Annotated in this window: 17 protein-coding genes and 1 other RNA gene; 11 read left to right on the forward strand and 7 right to left on the reverse strand. The window is 51.5% G+C overall.

Going from position 1 to position 15,194, the window contains the following annotated elements; translation table 11 throughout:
- Positions 1-457: 457 nt before the first annotated feature.
- The 3 genes from msrA to ilvD all read right to left on the reverse strand — a co-directional run bounded on the left by msrA (position 458) and on the right by ilvD (position 3,120).
- Complete coding sequence (gene msrA, locus BCM14_RS07635; RefSeq protein ID WP_106227431.1) at positions 458-1,006, reverse strand: peptide-methionine (S)-S-oxide reductase MsrA; 549 nt, start codon at positions 1,004-1,006, stop codon at positions 458-460.
- Between the two features lie 28 nt (positions 1,007-1,034).
- Positions 1,035-1,331, reverse strand: a complete 297-nt coding sequence (locus BCM14_RS07640; protein ID WP_375318476.1) for a c-type cytochrome — start codon at positions 1,329-1,331, stop codon at positions 1,035-1,037.
- Between the two features lie 103 nt (positions 1,332-1,434).
- A complete protein-coding gene (ilvD, locus tag BCM14_RS07645) occupies positions 1,435-3,120 on the reverse strand; it encodes a dihydroxy-acid dehydratase (RefSeq protein WP_106227433.1) in 1,686 nt (561 codons plus the stop codon).
- 123 nt (positions 3,121-3,243) lie between these two features.
- On the opposite strand from ilvD, the gene lgt reads away from it, so the two are divergent.
- Positions 3,244-4,035 carry a prolipoprotein diacylglyceryl transferase gene (gene lgt / locus BCM14_RS07650; RefSeq protein WP_106227434.1) on the forward strand — a complete coding sequence of 264 codons (792 nt, stop codon included), beginning with the start codon at positions 3,244-3,246 and terminating at the stop codon, positions 4,033-4,035.
- Between the two features lie 78 nt (positions 4,036-4,113).
- Here lgt and ssrS read toward each other — a convergent pair.
- From ssrS to BCM14_RS07665, 3 genes are all read right to left on the reverse strand, one after another.
- A non-coding RNA gene (gene ssrS / locus BCM14_RS07655) (6S RNA) lies at positions 4,114-4,297 on the reverse strand.
- A 10-nt stretch (positions 4,298-4,307) separates the two neighbouring features.
- Positions 4,308-4,616: a cell division protein ZapA gene (locus BCM14_RS07660; RefSeq protein ID WP_106227435.1), complete on the reverse strand. Its 309-nt coding sequence runs from the start codon at positions 4,614-4,616 to the stop codon at positions 4,308-4,310.
- Entirely contained in the window at positions 4,616-5,077 is a 462-nt protein-coding gene (locus BCM14_RS07665) for a hypothetical protein (RefSeq protein WP_106227436.1), read from the reverse strand. The genes BCM14_RS07660 and BCM14_RS07665 overlap by 1 nt, the downstream gene beginning before the upstream one ends.
- 200 nt (positions 5,078-5,277) lie before the next feature.
- Between BCM14_RS07665 and BCM14_RS07670 the strand changes: the two genes are divergently transcribed.
- The 3 genes from BCM14_RS07670 to BCM14_RS07680 are packed head-to-tail and all read left to right on the forward strand — an operon-like array spanning position 5,278 to position 8,167.
- On the forward strand, positions 5,278-5,742 hold the full coding sequence (locus BCM14_RS07670) for a tripartite tricarboxylate transporter TctB family protein (protein WP_106227732.1): 465 nt from the start codon (positions 5,278-5,280) through the stop codon (positions 5,740-5,742).
- A 13-nt stretch (positions 5,743-5,755) separates the two neighbouring features.
- Positions 5,756-7,258, forward strand: coding sequence for a tripartite tricarboxylate transporter permease (locus tag BCM14_RS07675; protein ID WP_106227437.1), 1,503 nt, complete (start codon positions 5,756-5,758; stop codon positions 7,256-7,258).
- Between the two features lie 3 nt (positions 7,259-7,261).
- Entirely contained in the window at positions 7,262-8,167 is a 906-nt protein-coding gene (locus BCM14_RS07680; protein WP_106227438.1) for an NAD(P)-dependent oxidoreductase, read from the forward strand.
- Positions 8,168-8,229: 62 nt separating this feature from the next.
- On the opposite strand, the gene BCM14_RS07685 is transcribed toward BCM14_RS07680, so the two are convergent.
- Complete coding sequence (locus tag BCM14_RS07685) at positions 8,230-8,754, reverse strand: RNA pyrophosphohydrolase (RefSeq protein WP_106227439.1); 525 nt, start codon at positions 8,752-8,754, stop codon at positions 8,230-8,232.
- 99 nt (positions 8,755-8,853) lie between these two features.
- Here BCM14_RS07685 and BCM14_RS07690 point away from each other — a divergent pair, with 99 nt between their 5' ends.
- The 7 genes from BCM14_RS07690 to BCM14_RS07720 all read left to right on the forward strand — a co-directional run bounded on the left by BCM14_RS07690 (position 8,854) and on the right by BCM14_RS07720 (position 15,175).
- Positions 8,854-10,587 carry a proline--tRNA ligase gene (locus tag BCM14_RS07690; RefSeq protein WP_106227440.1) on the forward strand — a complete coding sequence of 578 codons (1,734 nt, stop codon included), beginning with the start codon at positions 8,854-8,856 and terminating at the stop codon, positions 10,585-10,587.
- Positions 10,588-10,616: 29 nt separating this feature from the next.
- On the forward strand, positions 10,617-11,048 hold the full coding sequence (gene ybgC / locus BCM14_RS07695; protein ID WP_106227441.1) for a tol-pal system-associated acyl-CoA thioesterase: 432 nt from the start codon (positions 10,617-10,619) through the stop codon (positions 11,046-11,048).
- Positions 11,049-11,051: 3 nt separating this feature from the next.
- Positions 11,052-11,732 carry a protein TolQ gene (gene tolQ / locus BCM14_RS07700; RefSeq protein WP_106227442.1) on the forward strand — a complete coding sequence of 227 codons (681 nt, stop codon included), beginning with the start codon at positions 11,052-11,054 and terminating at the stop codon, positions 11,730-11,732.
- Positions 11,732-12,196, forward strand: a complete 465-nt coding sequence (tolR, locus tag BCM14_RS07705; protein WP_106227443.1) for a protein TolR — start codon at positions 11,732-11,734, stop codon at positions 12,194-12,196. The genes tolQ and tolR overlap by 1 nt, the downstream gene beginning before the upstream one ends.
- 48 nt (positions 12,197-12,244) lie before the next feature.
- Positions 12,245-13,315, forward strand: coding sequence for a cell envelope integrity protein TolA (gene tolA / locus BCM14_RS07710; protein ID WP_106227733.1), 1,071 nt, complete (start codon positions 12,245-12,247; stop codon positions 13,313-13,315).
- Positions 13,316-13,424: 109 nt separating this feature from the next.
- A complete protein-coding gene (gene tolB / locus BCM14_RS07715) occupies positions 13,425-14,663 on the forward strand; it encodes a Tol-Pal system beta propeller repeat protein TolB (protein ID WP_259673522.1) in 1,239 nt (412 codons plus the stop codon).
- A 29-nt stretch (positions 14,664-14,692) separates the two neighbouring features.
- A complete protein-coding gene (locus BCM14_RS07720; protein ID WP_106227445.1) occupies positions 14,693-15,175 on the forward strand; it encodes an OmpA family protein in 483 nt (160 codons plus the stop codon).
- Positions 15,176-15,194 lie beyond the last annotated feature (19 nt).

Raw genomic sequence — 15,194 nt, forward strand, 5'->3', positions numbered from 1 at the left:
AAGGAAGTGAGGTTGTTTGTCTATCCAGGTTCATCACAAACCTGAACAGCTTTACTTCCAAACTTCTTTGTGAGCACTTGATTTCGTTAAGCAGCTCAAGAACCTGTTACGGCCCTCGCGCCTGCGCACTCATTCCAAGCGCCCACACTTATCGGTTGTCTAGTTTTTAAAGAACAAGGTATTCGGGACTTATTTACTACCAAAACATCGCACTGAGTGCGTTTGCTTTGTTAAGAGAATTTTAACATACTTCTTTAATCTTCGCTTAACTTGCTTTTATCGTCTGGCAAAACCGCTTTATCAGCTTGTTTCGCAACTGGACTTTCGTTGCAACCGGCTGTTGTTTCATCAGCACAGAAACGAGATTATGAACGGATTTATTTGTCCTGTCAAATCAAACACAAAAATATCGTCAAAAATATGTAAATTTGATGACAGATCCGTGAATTGTTCAGCGCTATTTCAATTTCGCCGCAAATTGCTGCTTAAATTTGGCGACCTTGGGTGCAATCACGAACTCGCAGTAGCCTTGTTTTGGATGCAAGGCAAAATAATTATCATGCATCGCTTCGGCGGGCCAGAACTTGGCGCTGGCGCGAAGCTCAGTGCAAACCTTAGCTGCGTATTTACCCGAGGCGTCGACAGTCGCGATAGCTTCTTGGGCCAATCGGTGCTGCTCATCGTCTTGAACAAAAACAGCGGATTGGTATTGCGGCCCGATATCATTGCCTTGCTGACCGGGGGTAGTAGGGTTGTGGGTTGCAAAGAAAACTTCTAATAAGACACGATAAGTAACGACGTTCGGATCGTACTTTATCTCAATGACTTCTATGTGGCCGGTGGTTTTTGTACAGACCTGTTCATAGGTCGGATTATCAACGGTGCCCCCGCAATAGCCCGACTTGACTGAATGCACCCCCTCAAGCGCAGCAAAAACAGCCTCGGTACACCAGAAGCAACCGCCTCCAAAGACTGCGACCTCGACCGACTGAGTATCTGAACTCATCTTTAACCTCTTGTAAGTTTTCAAGTAATTATTGTTTAGGCAGCGACAAGATCCACGCCGCAATTTGCCGTGCATCTGCATCGCTGACGTGAGGCTGGGCAGGCATGGGTACCGCCCCCCATCGCCCTGCCCCGCCTCGCTGCAAAGATCCAGAAAGGTAATCAAGCGGTGCGTCTACTGACGAATACCGCTTAGCGACGGCTACAAAACCTGGACCAACTCGTTTGGCATCAATCTGATGGCAGCCCAAACAGTTTTTACTTTTGGCCAATGCGGCCCCTTCTTCGACGGATTCGTGAACCGATAACTTAGTATTGGTTGCCACACTTTTGGTGTGATCTTGAGCCTGAACGAGACTCACCCAACCTAGGCTAATCAAACCAGTCAGCAAGCTCGAGAAGACGAGCAAGCCAGCCGCCCCGCAATGCTTAACGATCAAATGCATCAGTAACAGCCCCGCGGCTTGCTGTACTCGCAAGGGCTCCAAACTTAGCCAGGACGCCTCGCGTATAGCGAGGCTTACGTGGTTTCCAGGCGGCACGACGGCGTTCGATTTCGGTTTCAGCGACATTCAGTTGCAGCAACAGTTGTTTCGAATCAATCGTGACTGAATCACCCTCTTCGATCAAGCCGATTAAGCCGCCCACAAAAGCCTCAGGTGAAACGTGACCAACAACCATGCCCCAGGTACCGCCCGAAAAACGTCCATCAGTGATTAATCCAACCGATTCGCCGAGACCTTGACCAATCAGCGCAGCGGTAGGCGCCAGCATTTCGCGCATACCAGGACCGCCTTGTGGACCCTCATAGCGAATCACAACCACGTCACCGTGGGTGATTTTTCGATCCATGATGGCTTTCATTGCGTCATCTTCAGAATCAAAGACGCGTGCTGGCCCAGTCATGACCGGGTTTTTCAAACCGGTGATTTTGGCTACACAACCTTCTGGCGACAAATTACCTTTCAAAATCGCCAGGTGACCTTCAGCGTACATCGGACTTTCCATGCGATGAATGATACTTTGTCCAACAGGAGGTTGATCAGGGACATCTTTCAAATTCTCGGCAATGGTCTTGCCGGTAATCGTGAGGCAATCACCGTGAAGTAAGCCGGCATTCAGCAACATCTTCATGACCTGGGGGATGCCGCCAACGCGATGAAATTCAACAATCAAATGCTTCCCGGACGGCTTCAGGTCACACAAGACCGGCACGCGCTTACGCACAGCCTCGAAATCGTCGATCGTCCATGGCACCTCTGCGGCATGAGCAATCGCTAAGAAATGGAGCACTGCATTCGTCGAACCGCCCGTTGCCATAATGACCGCGACTGCATTCTCGATCGATTTGCGTGTGATGATGTCACGCGGGCGCAGATTTTTGCGTACAGCCTCGACCACTGTTCGTGCGGCAGCCGCTGCGTTTTCGATGGCTTCGCCATCTTCATTGGCAATGGTGCTTGAATACGGCATCGCCATGCCCATGGCTTCAAAGGCAGAACTCATCGTGTTAGCAGAATACATACCGCCACATGAACCGGTACCAGGGATTGCATTCTGTTCAATCCCCTTGAAATCCTCGGTACTCATACGCCCCATCGTGTACTCGCCTACCGCTTCAAAAACGGACACGATGTTCAGATCTTTGCCTTTATAAGATCCTGGCTTAATAGTCCCGCCATATACATAGATGCCGGGTACGTTCATCCGTGCAAGCGCGATCATGCCACCTGGCATATTTTTGTCGCAACCGCCGATGACGACAACGCCGTCCATCCATTGACCCTGAACACAGGTCTCGACGCAATCGGCAATCACCTCGCGTGAGACAAGCGAATACTTCATGCCTTCAGTACCCATCGACATACCGTCTGAAATAGTCGGGGTACCAAATACCTGCGGATTGGCGTTGGACTCGCGAATTGCTTTGATCGCGGCATCGGTCAACGGCTGCAGCCCACTGTTGCAGGGTGTGATGGTTGAGAAACCGTTAGCCACGCCAATCATTGGGTTGGCAAAATCGCTTTCCTTGTATCCCATACCGTAATACATCGAGCGATTCGGTGCGCGTGTCACGCCTTCGGTAACGTGTTTGGAACGTTCGTTATTTGCCATGATTAATTATCCATAAATGAACTGTCAACGTAGAGTGCAGACAATCCTGAAGATTACACCGCCCCTACAGTTTAATTTGATGCAGACGGTTATTATCGGACATCTTTCAGATGAGGGTATCCGATGCTTGCATTTCCCCAAATTGATCCGGTTGCGGTACGTATCGGCCCACTCGCTGTCCATTGGTACGGCTTGATGTACCTGCTTGGTTTTGCCTCAGTATGGTTTTTAGGCAACTGGCGAATCAAAATGGGGAAAACTCGATTGAACCAAAAGGATCTCGAGGATTTAATTTTCTATGCAGTACTTGGGGTCGTGCTAGGCGGGCGCCTGGGGTATGTGCTGTTTTACAAACCTGCTTACTACTTTAGTCATCCCCAGGAGATCTTCTTTCTGTGGCAAGGCGGGATGTCTTTTCACGGTGGGCTGCTCGGTGTCATAGCAGTGATTTTATTGCTCGCCCGGCTACGTAAATACCGCTGGATGGAGGTCAGCGATTTTGTAGCGCCTCTTTGCCCACTGGCGCTGGCGGCTGGCAGGCTGGGTAACTTTATCAACGGCGAACTTTGGGGCCGTATCACTGATGTCCCTTGGGCGATGGTTTTCCCCGGCAGTGGTGATGGACTGCCGCGCCACCCGTCACAGCTTTACAACCTCAGTCTTGAAGGTATTTGCCTCTTCGTGTTGCTTTGGTGGTTCTCAAATAAGCCTCGGCCACTTGGTCAGACCAGTGCGGTATTTCTGATCGGCTACGGCTGCCTGAGATTCATTGAAGAGTTTGCACGTGAACCGGATGATTTTCTTGGATTTCTCGTGGCTGGCTCTACCATGGGACAATTGCTTTCTTTACCAATGGTTGCGACGGGCATCATCATGTTTATTGTTTGCGGGCGGCAAGCGAGCAAAGCCTCTTGACCGCTCTGTCGTACCCCAAAACCAGCAACTGCGAATTAAAAAAGAGCCCGACTTCTTTTGAAATCAGGCTCTTTCAATAAATGCCCCGCTCGTGCCGTCCAGACCGGCATCTCGAACCGTTGGTTCAAGGTGGTCACCTCTGACCTGACTTTGAGCGCATCTAACTAGAGATGTGCACACCCATCAGGACATTCGGCAACGCGGTATGCCATAAGCATGGGTAAGAGAATATATGGTCTATTCGCGGACACAGCAGGGACAAAACTTCGGCGCTACTGTTGTTGCAAGGCGCCGTCAATCAATCCATTCATGTAATCTATTTTACGCTTAAATTCGCCAACCGCCATTCCACCGGTTCCACCTGCCCCGTGGTCAGCTACTTTCATGCCCAATAGCTCGCTGGCTAGCTGAATAGCTACCATCACGGCGATTCGTTCATTACCCGAAATTTTGCTCGAACCTTGAATTCGACCTGCTAACTGTGCGACATGGGCAGTCGCTGCCACCAAATCAGCTTTTTCTTCTGGCTCACAGGCTAAAGAGTAATCCCGACCCAATATAGAGATATCGACGCGTTCCATTATTCAATGTCCTCGATCAGCACACCAGGCAGTCGCTCAAGCACCGAATCAATTCGGTCCCGCGCTGATTCAGTTGCTTGTCTTAGCGCAGAAACTTCTTGGCTGCGACTAATTAATTGAGCTTGCATGGTTGTGTGCTCTTGCTTAAATAAATCAAGCGAGCCTTGCAAAGCAGCCTGTTTTTCATGTGATTGAACGCGTAAGCCCTCAATTTCAGCCTGGCAGGCTGAGACCTCGGCGCTGAGCGCCTTGGTTTGCTCGCCCTGCCCGGCCAACTTGGCAGCCAAATCATCTCGCTCTCTTTCTACCTTAGCTAGTCGCGCCTGCAGAAACAGACGCTCGGCGTCAAGCGTCTGGGCATGTTTAGCAAGCAGGGAAATGCGAGTGCTGAGGTGAACAAGGTCTTCTAACATACCCATATCGTAAAAGAAAAACGCGGCCAAGGGTTCAAACCATGGCACTGGCTCGCCATTTTAAACGCAACTCTAGGGAAAACCCCAACCGCCTAAACACAAATCTAGGGTTACACAAGCTTGTTCGTCCATTACCATGCTGAACTGACAATAATTATTTGCTCACTTTCTTTAAGCAAATAGAGATTCTGTTTCAAAAATTCACTTTTTATTTAAAAGTTAGCAGCGCAGTAAAGGAGCTTCAAACCATGCAGCTAAGAAATAAGCAGGACTTCTGGTCCGGTGTCATGTTTGTTACTTTGGGAGCGGGTTTTGCTCTTAAAGCAACCTCATACTCAATGGGGACCGCTGCACGCATGGGCCCCGGCTACTTCCCTTTTTGGCTCGGCATTTTGATGGCTATTTTGGGCGCGGTTATTTTGCTGACAGCGTTACGCCCTAAGGCAGACGAAACCGAAGTGGCCAGTTTCAGTTTTAGAATTCTGGCCATCATCATCGGCGCAGTCGTGATTTTCGGCTTCTGCCTGAAACCACTGGGCTTGATTATCTCGCTGTTTCTGCTTGTCATCATCAGCAGTCTAGCTAGCCACGAGCATAGCTGGAAAGTCTCGCTAATTAATGCAGCCTTCTTGGTCTTGCTTTGCTGGCTGTCTTTTGTAAAAGGTCTTGGGTTGATTTTCCCCATTTGGCCCGCCTTCCTCGGTTTGAATTAAGGGGTCTATGCAAATGGAATTACTACATAATCTGTACATCGGTTTTGGCGTGGCATTCACGCCTGAGAACCTGTTTTATGCGTTTCTGGGCTGTTTGCTCGGCACTCTGGTTGGCGTCTTGCCTGGCTTGGGGCCCGTACCGACGATCGCGATGCTGTTACCCATTACGTACGTGCTGCCACCGATTGCCGGCCTGATCATGCTGGCTGGTATTTACTACGGCGCGCAATACGGTGGTTCAACGACCGCTATTCTGGTCAATTTACCGGGCGAGACGTCCTCTGTGGTGACCACCCTCGATGGCCATGCGATGGCCAAAAATGGTCGAGCGGGGGCCGCTTTAGCAATTGCTGCTCTGGCGTCATTTTTTGCCGGTAGCGTTGCGACCCTCCTGCTTGCTGCGTTTGCGGCACCATTGGCAGAGGTTGCTTTTAAATTTGGCCCAGCAGAGTACTTTTCGCTCATGGTTCTGGGCCTGGTCGGCGCGGTGGTCCTGGCATCAGGCTCGTTGATCAAAGCCATTTGCATGATCTTGCTCGGTCTGCTGCTCGGTATGGTTGGTACCGACGTGAACTCAGGTGTTGCGCGTTTTGATTTTGGCGTCCCTGAACTGCAAGACGGCATTGACTTTGCCATCGTGGCAATGGGTGTGTTCGGTTTCGCTGAAATCATGAGCAATCTTGAAGACAGCGGTGAGCAAGGTGACGTCGCAGTCGCTGTGGGTTCACTTTATCCAAACAAACAAGAGTTCAAAGAAGCGTGGCCCGCAGCTGTCCGTGGCACTGCACTGGGATCTCTGTTGGGTATCTTGCCGGGTGGTGGTGCCGTGTTGTCCTCGTTTGCGTCTTACACGCTCGAAAAGAAAATATCCAAACACCCTGAACGTTTCGGCAAAGGTCATCCAGCTGGGGTGGCAGGCCCCGAAGCCGCGAACAATGCAGGTGCTCAGACCTCATTCATCCCGTTGCTGACTCTGGGTATCCCCGGTAATGCGGTGATGGCGCTGATGGTCGGTGCAATGACCATTCACAACATTCAGCCAGGCCCTCAGGTGATGGCAAGCCACCCTGATTTATTCTGGGGTCTGATTGCGTCGATGTGGATCGGTAATTTGATGCTCGTGGTCCTGAACCTGCCTCTGATCGGTATTTGGGTGAAGTTACTCAAAGTACCGTACCGCATTTTGTTTCCCGCAATTTTGGTGTTTTGTACCATTGGCGTGTATTCACTGAATTACAACTCCTTTGATATCTTTACGACGGCCTGCTTTGGCATCGTGGGGTACATCTGGAGCAAGCTCAAGTGCGAAGGTGCGCCGCTGCTGTTGGGTCTTGTGCTGGGGCCAATGATGGAAGAAAATTTCCGTCGCGCCTTGTTGCTTTCTCGCGGTAGCTACTTCACTTTCCTGGAGCGACCACTGTCCGCCTCGTTACTAGGTGCCGCCCTGATCTTGGTCTTGATTGTGGCTTCACCATCAATTCGCAAAAAACGCGAAGAAACCTTCGTAGAGGAATAATTCATGGCCAGCAGCATCAATGCCAGAAGTTACGAGCCAACTACGCCTGTCAAGGTGGCGTTTATCGGTCTTGGTGTTATGGGACTGCCAATGGCGGGCCATCTTGCCCAGGCTGGTCATGACGTGACGGTCTACAACCGGAGTGCGCAAAAGGCGCAAGCGTGGGTTGCCGAGTTCGGTGGCCGTTCGGTCGCAACGCCGCGCGAAGCGGCAGCAGGCGCGCAAATCATCCTCGCATGTGTAGGTAACGATGAGGATCTGCGCAGTATCGTTTTGGGTGACGACGGTGCCTTCGCGGGCATGACTGCGGGTGCAACGTTTATCGATCACACGACTGCATCAGCGTCGGTTGCTCGTGAACTCAATGCAATCGCAAAGAGCAAAGGCCTGAAGTTTATTGACGCCCCAGTATCGGGGGGTCAAGCCGGCGCAGTGAACGGCATGCTAACCGTCATGTGCGGCGGTGACTCAGCTGATTTCGCGGCGGTCAAAGATGTTATGGCTGTTTTTGCACGCGCTGTAACCTTGGTTGGTGAAAGCGGTGCCGGCCAGTTGGCAAAAATGGTCAACCAGATTTGTATTGCCGGACTTGTGCAAGGGCTCTCTGAAGGCGTTGCTTTCGGTCAAGCCGCCGGTTTAGATATGAAGCTAGTCTTGGATGTGATTAGCAAGGGCGCTGCACAAAGCTGGCAAATGGAAAATCGCGGACACACCATGGTTGACGATAAGTTCGACTTTGGGTTTGCGGTTGACTGGATGCGCAAAGACCTGAGCTTGGTGATGGATGAGTCGCGCCGTAATGGTGCCCGAGTCCCCGTTACCGCGCTGGTAGATCAGTTCTATGCTGACGTTCAGAAAATGGGCGGGTCACGCTGGGACACATCGAGTCTGATTAAGCGCCTGAGATAAGCCGCAGGCGTCCAATGACGCGCAGCCAGCTCAACCAGCCGAGCAGCTGCGCGTTGATTAGCTCAATCCCCTGTCATCTGCGACGTATCAACTACCGGTCGCTCTTCACCGGTTTTTTTAAAAATCAAACCTGATAACTCGTTGAGCGCCAATGAATACACTTCGCGCTTAAATTCGATAACGGTATCAAGGGGAATCCAATATTCGCACCAACGCCAGGCGTCAAACTCAGGCGAGTCGGTCGCTCGGAGACAAACATCGTTGTCGCGGCCAAGCATACGCAACAGAAACCAGATCTGTTTTTGTCCTTTGTAATGGCCTCGCGACTCGCGTCGGATGAACACATCCGGCACGTCGTAACGCAACCAATCTCTCGTACGGCCCAAGATACGAACGTGATCCGGCATCAACCCGACTTCTTCGTGAAGCTCGCGAAACATAGCCTGCACCGGGCTTTCGCCGTATTTGATGCCACCCTGCGGGAACTGCCAGGCATGTTCCCTTATCCGCTTACCCCAGAAGACCTCGTTTTTTTGGTTGACGAGGATAATGCCCACATTTGGACGGTAGCCCTCGCGATCAAGCATGGCCAGTCCCTGCGAATTCAATACAATTGCACCTGATTATACGTATCCGTCGACTTTTTGCATTTTCATTTTTCGCACACTCTTCTTACTAGCCAACTCATGCGCGCATCCGCCTTTCACATCACCACTCTCAAAGAAGCCCCTAACGACGCTGAGATCGCCAGTCATCGCTTGATGATGCGTTCGGGCATGATCCGCAAGCTTGCTGGCGGTATCTACAACTATATGCCGCTGGGATTGCGAGTCATCCGAAAAATCGAAAACATTATCAGACAAGAAATGGACGCGGCCGGTGCCCTCGAATTATTGATGCCCGTGGTTCAACCTGCCGAGCTCTGGATCGAGTCGGGTCGCTGGGAACAATACGGCCCCGAACTACTGCGCATGAAAGATAGGCACGGGCGCGACTTCGTGTTGCAGCCCACATCCGAAGAGGTCATCACCGATATCGCACGCAACGAAATCCAGAGCTGGCGTCAGTTGCCAGTCAATTTTTATCATATCCAAACCAAGTTTCGCGATGAAAGGCGCCCCCGTTTTGGTGTGATGCGCGGTCGCGAATTCACCATGAAAGACGCCTACTCGTTTGATCGCGATGTTGCTGGTGCACAGAAAAGCTATCAGGTGATGTTCGATGCCTATATGAAGATTTTCAATCGCCTGGGCTTGAAATTCAGAGCAGTATCCGCCGACACGGGTTCGATCGGTGGCTCACAAAGCCACGAGTTTCAAGTTATCGCAGATATCGGCGAAGACCTGATTGTGTATGACCCAGCGACGGACTTTGCAGCCAATATTGAACTGGCTGCTGCACCGTGCCTGATCGCGCAGCGTGCGGCACCGAGCGAACATGTCGCAGAAGTCTCTACCCCCGGGGCATCAAAGTGTAGTGCTGTGGCTGAAATGCTGAAAGTCCCCCTGTCATCAACTATCAAGTCGATTGTTCTGACAACCGAGCCAAAGGATAAGCCTGCCGTTATCTGGTTGTTGTTGCTTCGTGGTGATCACGACATGAACGAGATCAAGGTAGGCAAAATCCCCGGCCTGAAAGATGGTTTCAGAATGGCAACAGACGAAGAGATCATCGAACACTTTGGCTGCAAGCCCGGATATCTCGGGCCTGTAAAAACCATCAAACCAGTAAAAGTGATTGCCGACCTGACGGTGGCCAACATGAGCGACTTTGTTTGTGGCGCCAACCGCGAAGATTTCCATATTCAGGGTGTGAACTGGGGCCGTGATTTGCCCGAGCCCGAGCTCGTTACTGATCTTCGCAATGTTGTTGAAGGCGACCCCGCACCCTCCGGCGTGGGCTCCCTCGCTATACAGCGGGGCATCGAGGTCGGCCACGTGTTTTATCTCGGCACCAAGTACTCTGAGGCACTAAAAGCCACTTTTCTCGACGAAGGTGGTCGTCCAGCGCTCATGGAAATGGGTTGTTACGGCATTGGCGTGACCCGAATTGTGGGGGCAGCGATCGAGCAGAATCACGACGACAAGGGCATCATCTGGACCAAAACGATTGCGCCGTTTGAGGTGGTGGTCTGCGGGTTGGGCTGGGGCAAGAGCGAAGCAGTCCGGGAGCAGGCGGAAACGATCTACACAGCGCTCAAACAGCGTGGAATTGACGTCATCCTAGATGATCGAGACCTTCGCCCAGGTATCATGTTTGCTGAATGGGAGCTAATCGGCGTGCCATTGCGGGTGACCGTTGGGGATCGAGGCCTCGCCGAGGGCATCGTCGAGTTGCTCTCTCGCAAAAATCCGGATCCCACTAAAATTCCGGTGCAAGATTGCGTCGATCAAATCATTGACGCACTCAAGCAATATTGAGCCGTCAAATTGACCGTGGCGACCAACTAATGAACCGAGCAACCAGCCCAGCTTATTGCCATGCAATTGATATCCGCGTCTATTACGAAGATACGGATGCTGGTGGCGTCGTTTTTTACGCAAATTACCTTAAGTTTATGGAACGAGGTCGAACCGAATGGCTTAGGGCACTCGGGGTTGACCAATTCGATATGGCTCGTGACCTTCAAAGGTGCTTCATGGTCACAGAGCTGGACGTTAAGTACCAAAAACCCGCACGTTTGGATGATTTACTGCATGTAGAGAGCAGAATCACGCGACTGGGGCGAGCTTCGCTTAATTTTGACCAGAAAATTTTTCGCCAGACGGAACTGCTTGTCCAAAGCGCGATCCAAATATGCTGCGTAGATACCGTTAATATGCGACCTGCGGCTTTGCCGACGCTTGTCAGCAAGAAACTTCAGGCAATTACTCAGGATTAATCCATGCAACCAACCTCAGACATGTCAATGATCACGCTCGTTACCAACGCGAGCATCCCCGTACAGCTCATCATGCTGCTGTTAGTGGTGATCTCTGTTTTGTCGTGGACATTCATTTTCTCAAAGCGCTCAGCCATCCAGACTGCCCTGAAACAAACCAAGCGTTTTGAAAATGATTTCTGGAGCAGCGATGACTTGGTTCGGTTGGCTAAATCAGTGTCGAATGCCGAGGGTGCTCAAGGGGCTCTGGCGCGAATCTTTGAAGCCGGCACAATCGAATTTCAGAAAGTTCGTCGCACCAGCCCAACGGCTGACACGAATGTGACGCTCGACGGGGCTCGGCGTGCAATGAGAGCAGCATATCAACGCGAGATGGATGACTTGGATTCACATCTGAACTTCCTCGCATCAGCTGGTTCCGTCAGTCCTTATATCGGTTTGTTGGGGACGGTGTGGGGCATTATGCATGCCTTCGTTGGTTTAGCCAACGTTCAACAAGCTACCCTTGCTTCCGTGGCACCAGGGATTGCAGAGGCATTGATTGCTACTGCCATTGGCCTGTTCGCGGCGATCCCAGCTGTCGTTGCCTACAACCGCTTCACTCATGACATTGATCGTCTGTCTATTCGGTTCGAGACGTTTGTGGATGAATTCCTCAACGTGCTGCAGCGGCAGGTTCGCTGATGTCATCCGTCAGATCAAACTATGGTCGTGGTGGCCGCAAACTCAAGAATGAGATCAATGTAGTCCCCTACATTGATGTCATGCTGGTGCTGCTCGTGATTTTTATGGTTACTGCCCCACTCATCACACCTGGTGTCATTGAACTACCGTCAGTTGGGCAAGCATCCAACATCCCGACAACGCCGATTGAAATTGAGATTGATGAAAAAGGCGCGATTAAGTGGCGTAAGCGCGACCCCGGTGCAGTGGGTCAAGCGGTTGAGCGTAGCGCTTTGGCTCAAACGCTGCTGAATCAATTAAAACCTGATCAGGCAGTCGTCATCGCCGCGGATGGCAAAGTGTCTTATGACACTGTCATGAAAGTCATGGACGATCTGAGAGCAAATGGCATTACCAAGCTGGGCCTGCTCGTCGATCAAAAAGGTAAAACTGATAGCAAAACATCCAAATCGTCGAAACGATAACGCCGTGTCGATCAATTACCTTGAATGTTGAAGCAAGATAACAAACTTATGCCTGAACGCGCAGCTACCACTCGCCGCACGCCCAGACGACTCAGGCGACGCCAGCGGGACTGGAAGTCGCTGTGGTTTGCAATAGGGATGCACAGCCTTCTGGTGTTGGTACTGGTGCTTGAGCTGAACTGGAAAACCGAAAAGGCGGGTCCTTTGCAAGTTGAGCTGATCATGCTCGGCAATAACGGCACGCCGCCACCCATACCGAAAGTCGAACCGACAGCAGAGCCGAAGCCGGAGCCAAAACCCGAGCCTGAGCCCGAAGTGACACCTCCTCCGCCACCACCGCCACCACCGCCCCCTCCGCCTCCACCCGCACCGCCGGAGGTAGCGCCCAAGCAAGAGGTGGATCCTCAGATTGCGATCGAAGAGGAGCGCAAACGGAAACTCGAAAAAGAAAAGCTCGAGAGTGAGTTGGCTGAAAAGAAAGCCAAAGAAGAAGCTCGCAAAGAAGAGCTGCGACTCAAACACGAGCGCGAGTTAGCCGAGAAAAAAGAACGCGACAAAATAGAGCAAGAACGTAAAGAGAAAGAAAAGAAAGAGCAGGAGAAAAAAGCAAAAGAAGACGCCGATAAAAAAGCGGCAGAAGAGAAAAAGTTGAAGGAAGCTGCAGAGAAAAAAGCTGAAGCGGACAAAAAGGCTAAAGAAGAGGCGGACAAAAAAGCCAAAGCCGAGGCAGCCAAGAAAGCAGCAGCCGACAAGGCCTTGAAAGACGCGATGCGTAGCGATATCCTCGGTGATCCCGGTGTGGCGAGCGGCACAGCCGATAAAAATCAGGCTGGCGGCGGTAATAGCAATGGCTATGCAGCAGCTATCCTCGCCTGCGTCAAACCAGGCGTGAATTATCCGACGCCACCACAGTCAGGTAGTACAAACCCGACAGCAGTTTTCCGAGTACAGGTAAAATCAGACAATACGGTCGGAACGATCAAATTAGTGTCGTCCTCTGGTAATAGCCGCTTTGACGATGCGGTTGAGACTGGGATCTCGAGATGCTCACCCTTGCCGAAACGTCCAACAGGCCTGATCTTGCAGTATTTAGACTTGAAGTACCAAATGTACGACTAACAGGAGATTTCTATCCATGAAGTTTGGCCAACACAGTACTGCGTCAGACCCTGGTCAAGGCTTTTGGCAACGGTTGCCCGCCAGCTTGGCGGCAGTGTTGCTCGTCCTGATGGCAATGATTTCACCCTCGCGCAGTGACGCGCAGCTCAAGGTTGATATTTCGGGCGTCGGTGCGCGGCAATACCCCATTGCTATTGCTGACTTCAATGGCGACCCAGCAGGTGCACTGATTGCGGACGTCATTCGGGCAGATTTGACCCGTTCGGGCCAGTTTCGTCTCGTGAACGCCACCGGTGCCGGGCTGGGCGTTGAATCAGTGATCGCTTCGGAAGAATGGCGCGCGAAAGGTGCCGATTACATCGCTTACGGATCGGTCGGGCGACTTGCCGATGGACGTTATGACGTCAAATATCGTTTAGGGGACACAGTCAAAAAGACCAACCTGGACGGGATAGCGTTCTCGGGAACAGAAAAAGAACTGCGTCGCATTGCTCACCAGATCGCTGATCGCATTTACGAAAAAATCACAGGGATACCTGGCGTGTTTGCAACCCGCATCGCCTATGTTTTAAAACAGGGCAGCACTTATGAGCTACAGATCGCAGATGCTGATGGCCAAAATCCACAAGTCGCTCTCAGATCAAGAGAACCTGTCATTTCACCGGCTTGGTCGCCCGACGGCTCTCGCCTGGCTTATGTCAGCTTCGAATCAGGCAAGCCTGTGGTTTATGTGCATACCCTCGCTACAAGCAAACGGGTACCCGTTGCCAATTACAAAGGTAATAACTCTGCCCCAGCTTGGTCACCAGACGGTAATACGCTTGCTGTAGTATTGACGCGTGATGGACTCTCTCAGATATATGTTGTGAACGCTAGCGATGGTGGTGGTTTGCGTAGGATCACTCGATCGCCTTTGATCGACACCGAACCATTTTTTAGCCCTGATGGTCGTTCACTTTTCTTCACCAGTGACCGTAGTGGCAGCCCCCAAGTCTATCAAGTCGGACTGGACGGCGGAGAACCAAAACGGGTGTCTTTTAACGGTGGGTATAATATATCTCCAAGAGTTTCTCCAGATGGGAAAACCCTACTCACTGTAACAAGACGTGACGGCGCGTATCGAATTGCATCGCTGAATCTGGCGACTGGCTCTGAAACCCTTCTAACAGAGGGATCTGACGATCAATCGCCAAGTTTTGCGCCAAACGGGATGCAAGTCCTGTATGCCGCAGTGCAAGGGGGTCGCAGTGTGTTGGCTGGTGTTTCAAGTGATGGTCGGGTTCGCCAAACACTTTCAGTTTTGAATGGTGAAATACGTGAGCCTACCTGGGGTCCGTTTTTGCATTAAGTATTTAATCTCCTAAGAAAGGAAAAGTAATGTCGCGTATCGCTAAAAGTCTCACTATCGTCGCTTTGGCTGCCAGTTTGGCTGCTTGTAGCTCTGTTGACCTGAACAAGGACGCCAACGGCGCAAATTCAGCTGATGCCAATGGCATCATGGATCCGTTTAACCCAAATAGCCCACTGGCTCAACGCAAGTCGGTCTACTTCGAGTTCAACGACTATAGCGTGAGCGAGCAATATCGCGGCGTCGTTGAGATGCATGGCAAATACCTTGTGTCCAAGCCAGCGCAACGTGTCGTCATCGAAGGCAATACTGATGCTCGTGGCGGCGCAGAATATAACTTGGCACTCGGCCAACGTCGTGCAGACGCTGTCCGTCGTATGCTTACCTTGATTGGCGTGCCTGATACACAGGTTGAAACCATCAGCTTAGGTAAAGAGAAGCCAAAGGCAATGGGTAATACCGACGCCGACTTCGCTGAAAACCGTCGTGCCGATTTCGCTTACAAGCGTTAATCCACTGGGTCTAGTGTAG

It is taken from the genome of Jezberella montanilacus, assembly GCF_003003055.1.
Taxonomy (GTDB): domain Bacteria; phylum Pseudomonadota; class Gammaproteobacteria; order Burkholderiales; family Burkholderiaceae_B; genus Zwartia; species Zwartia montanilacus.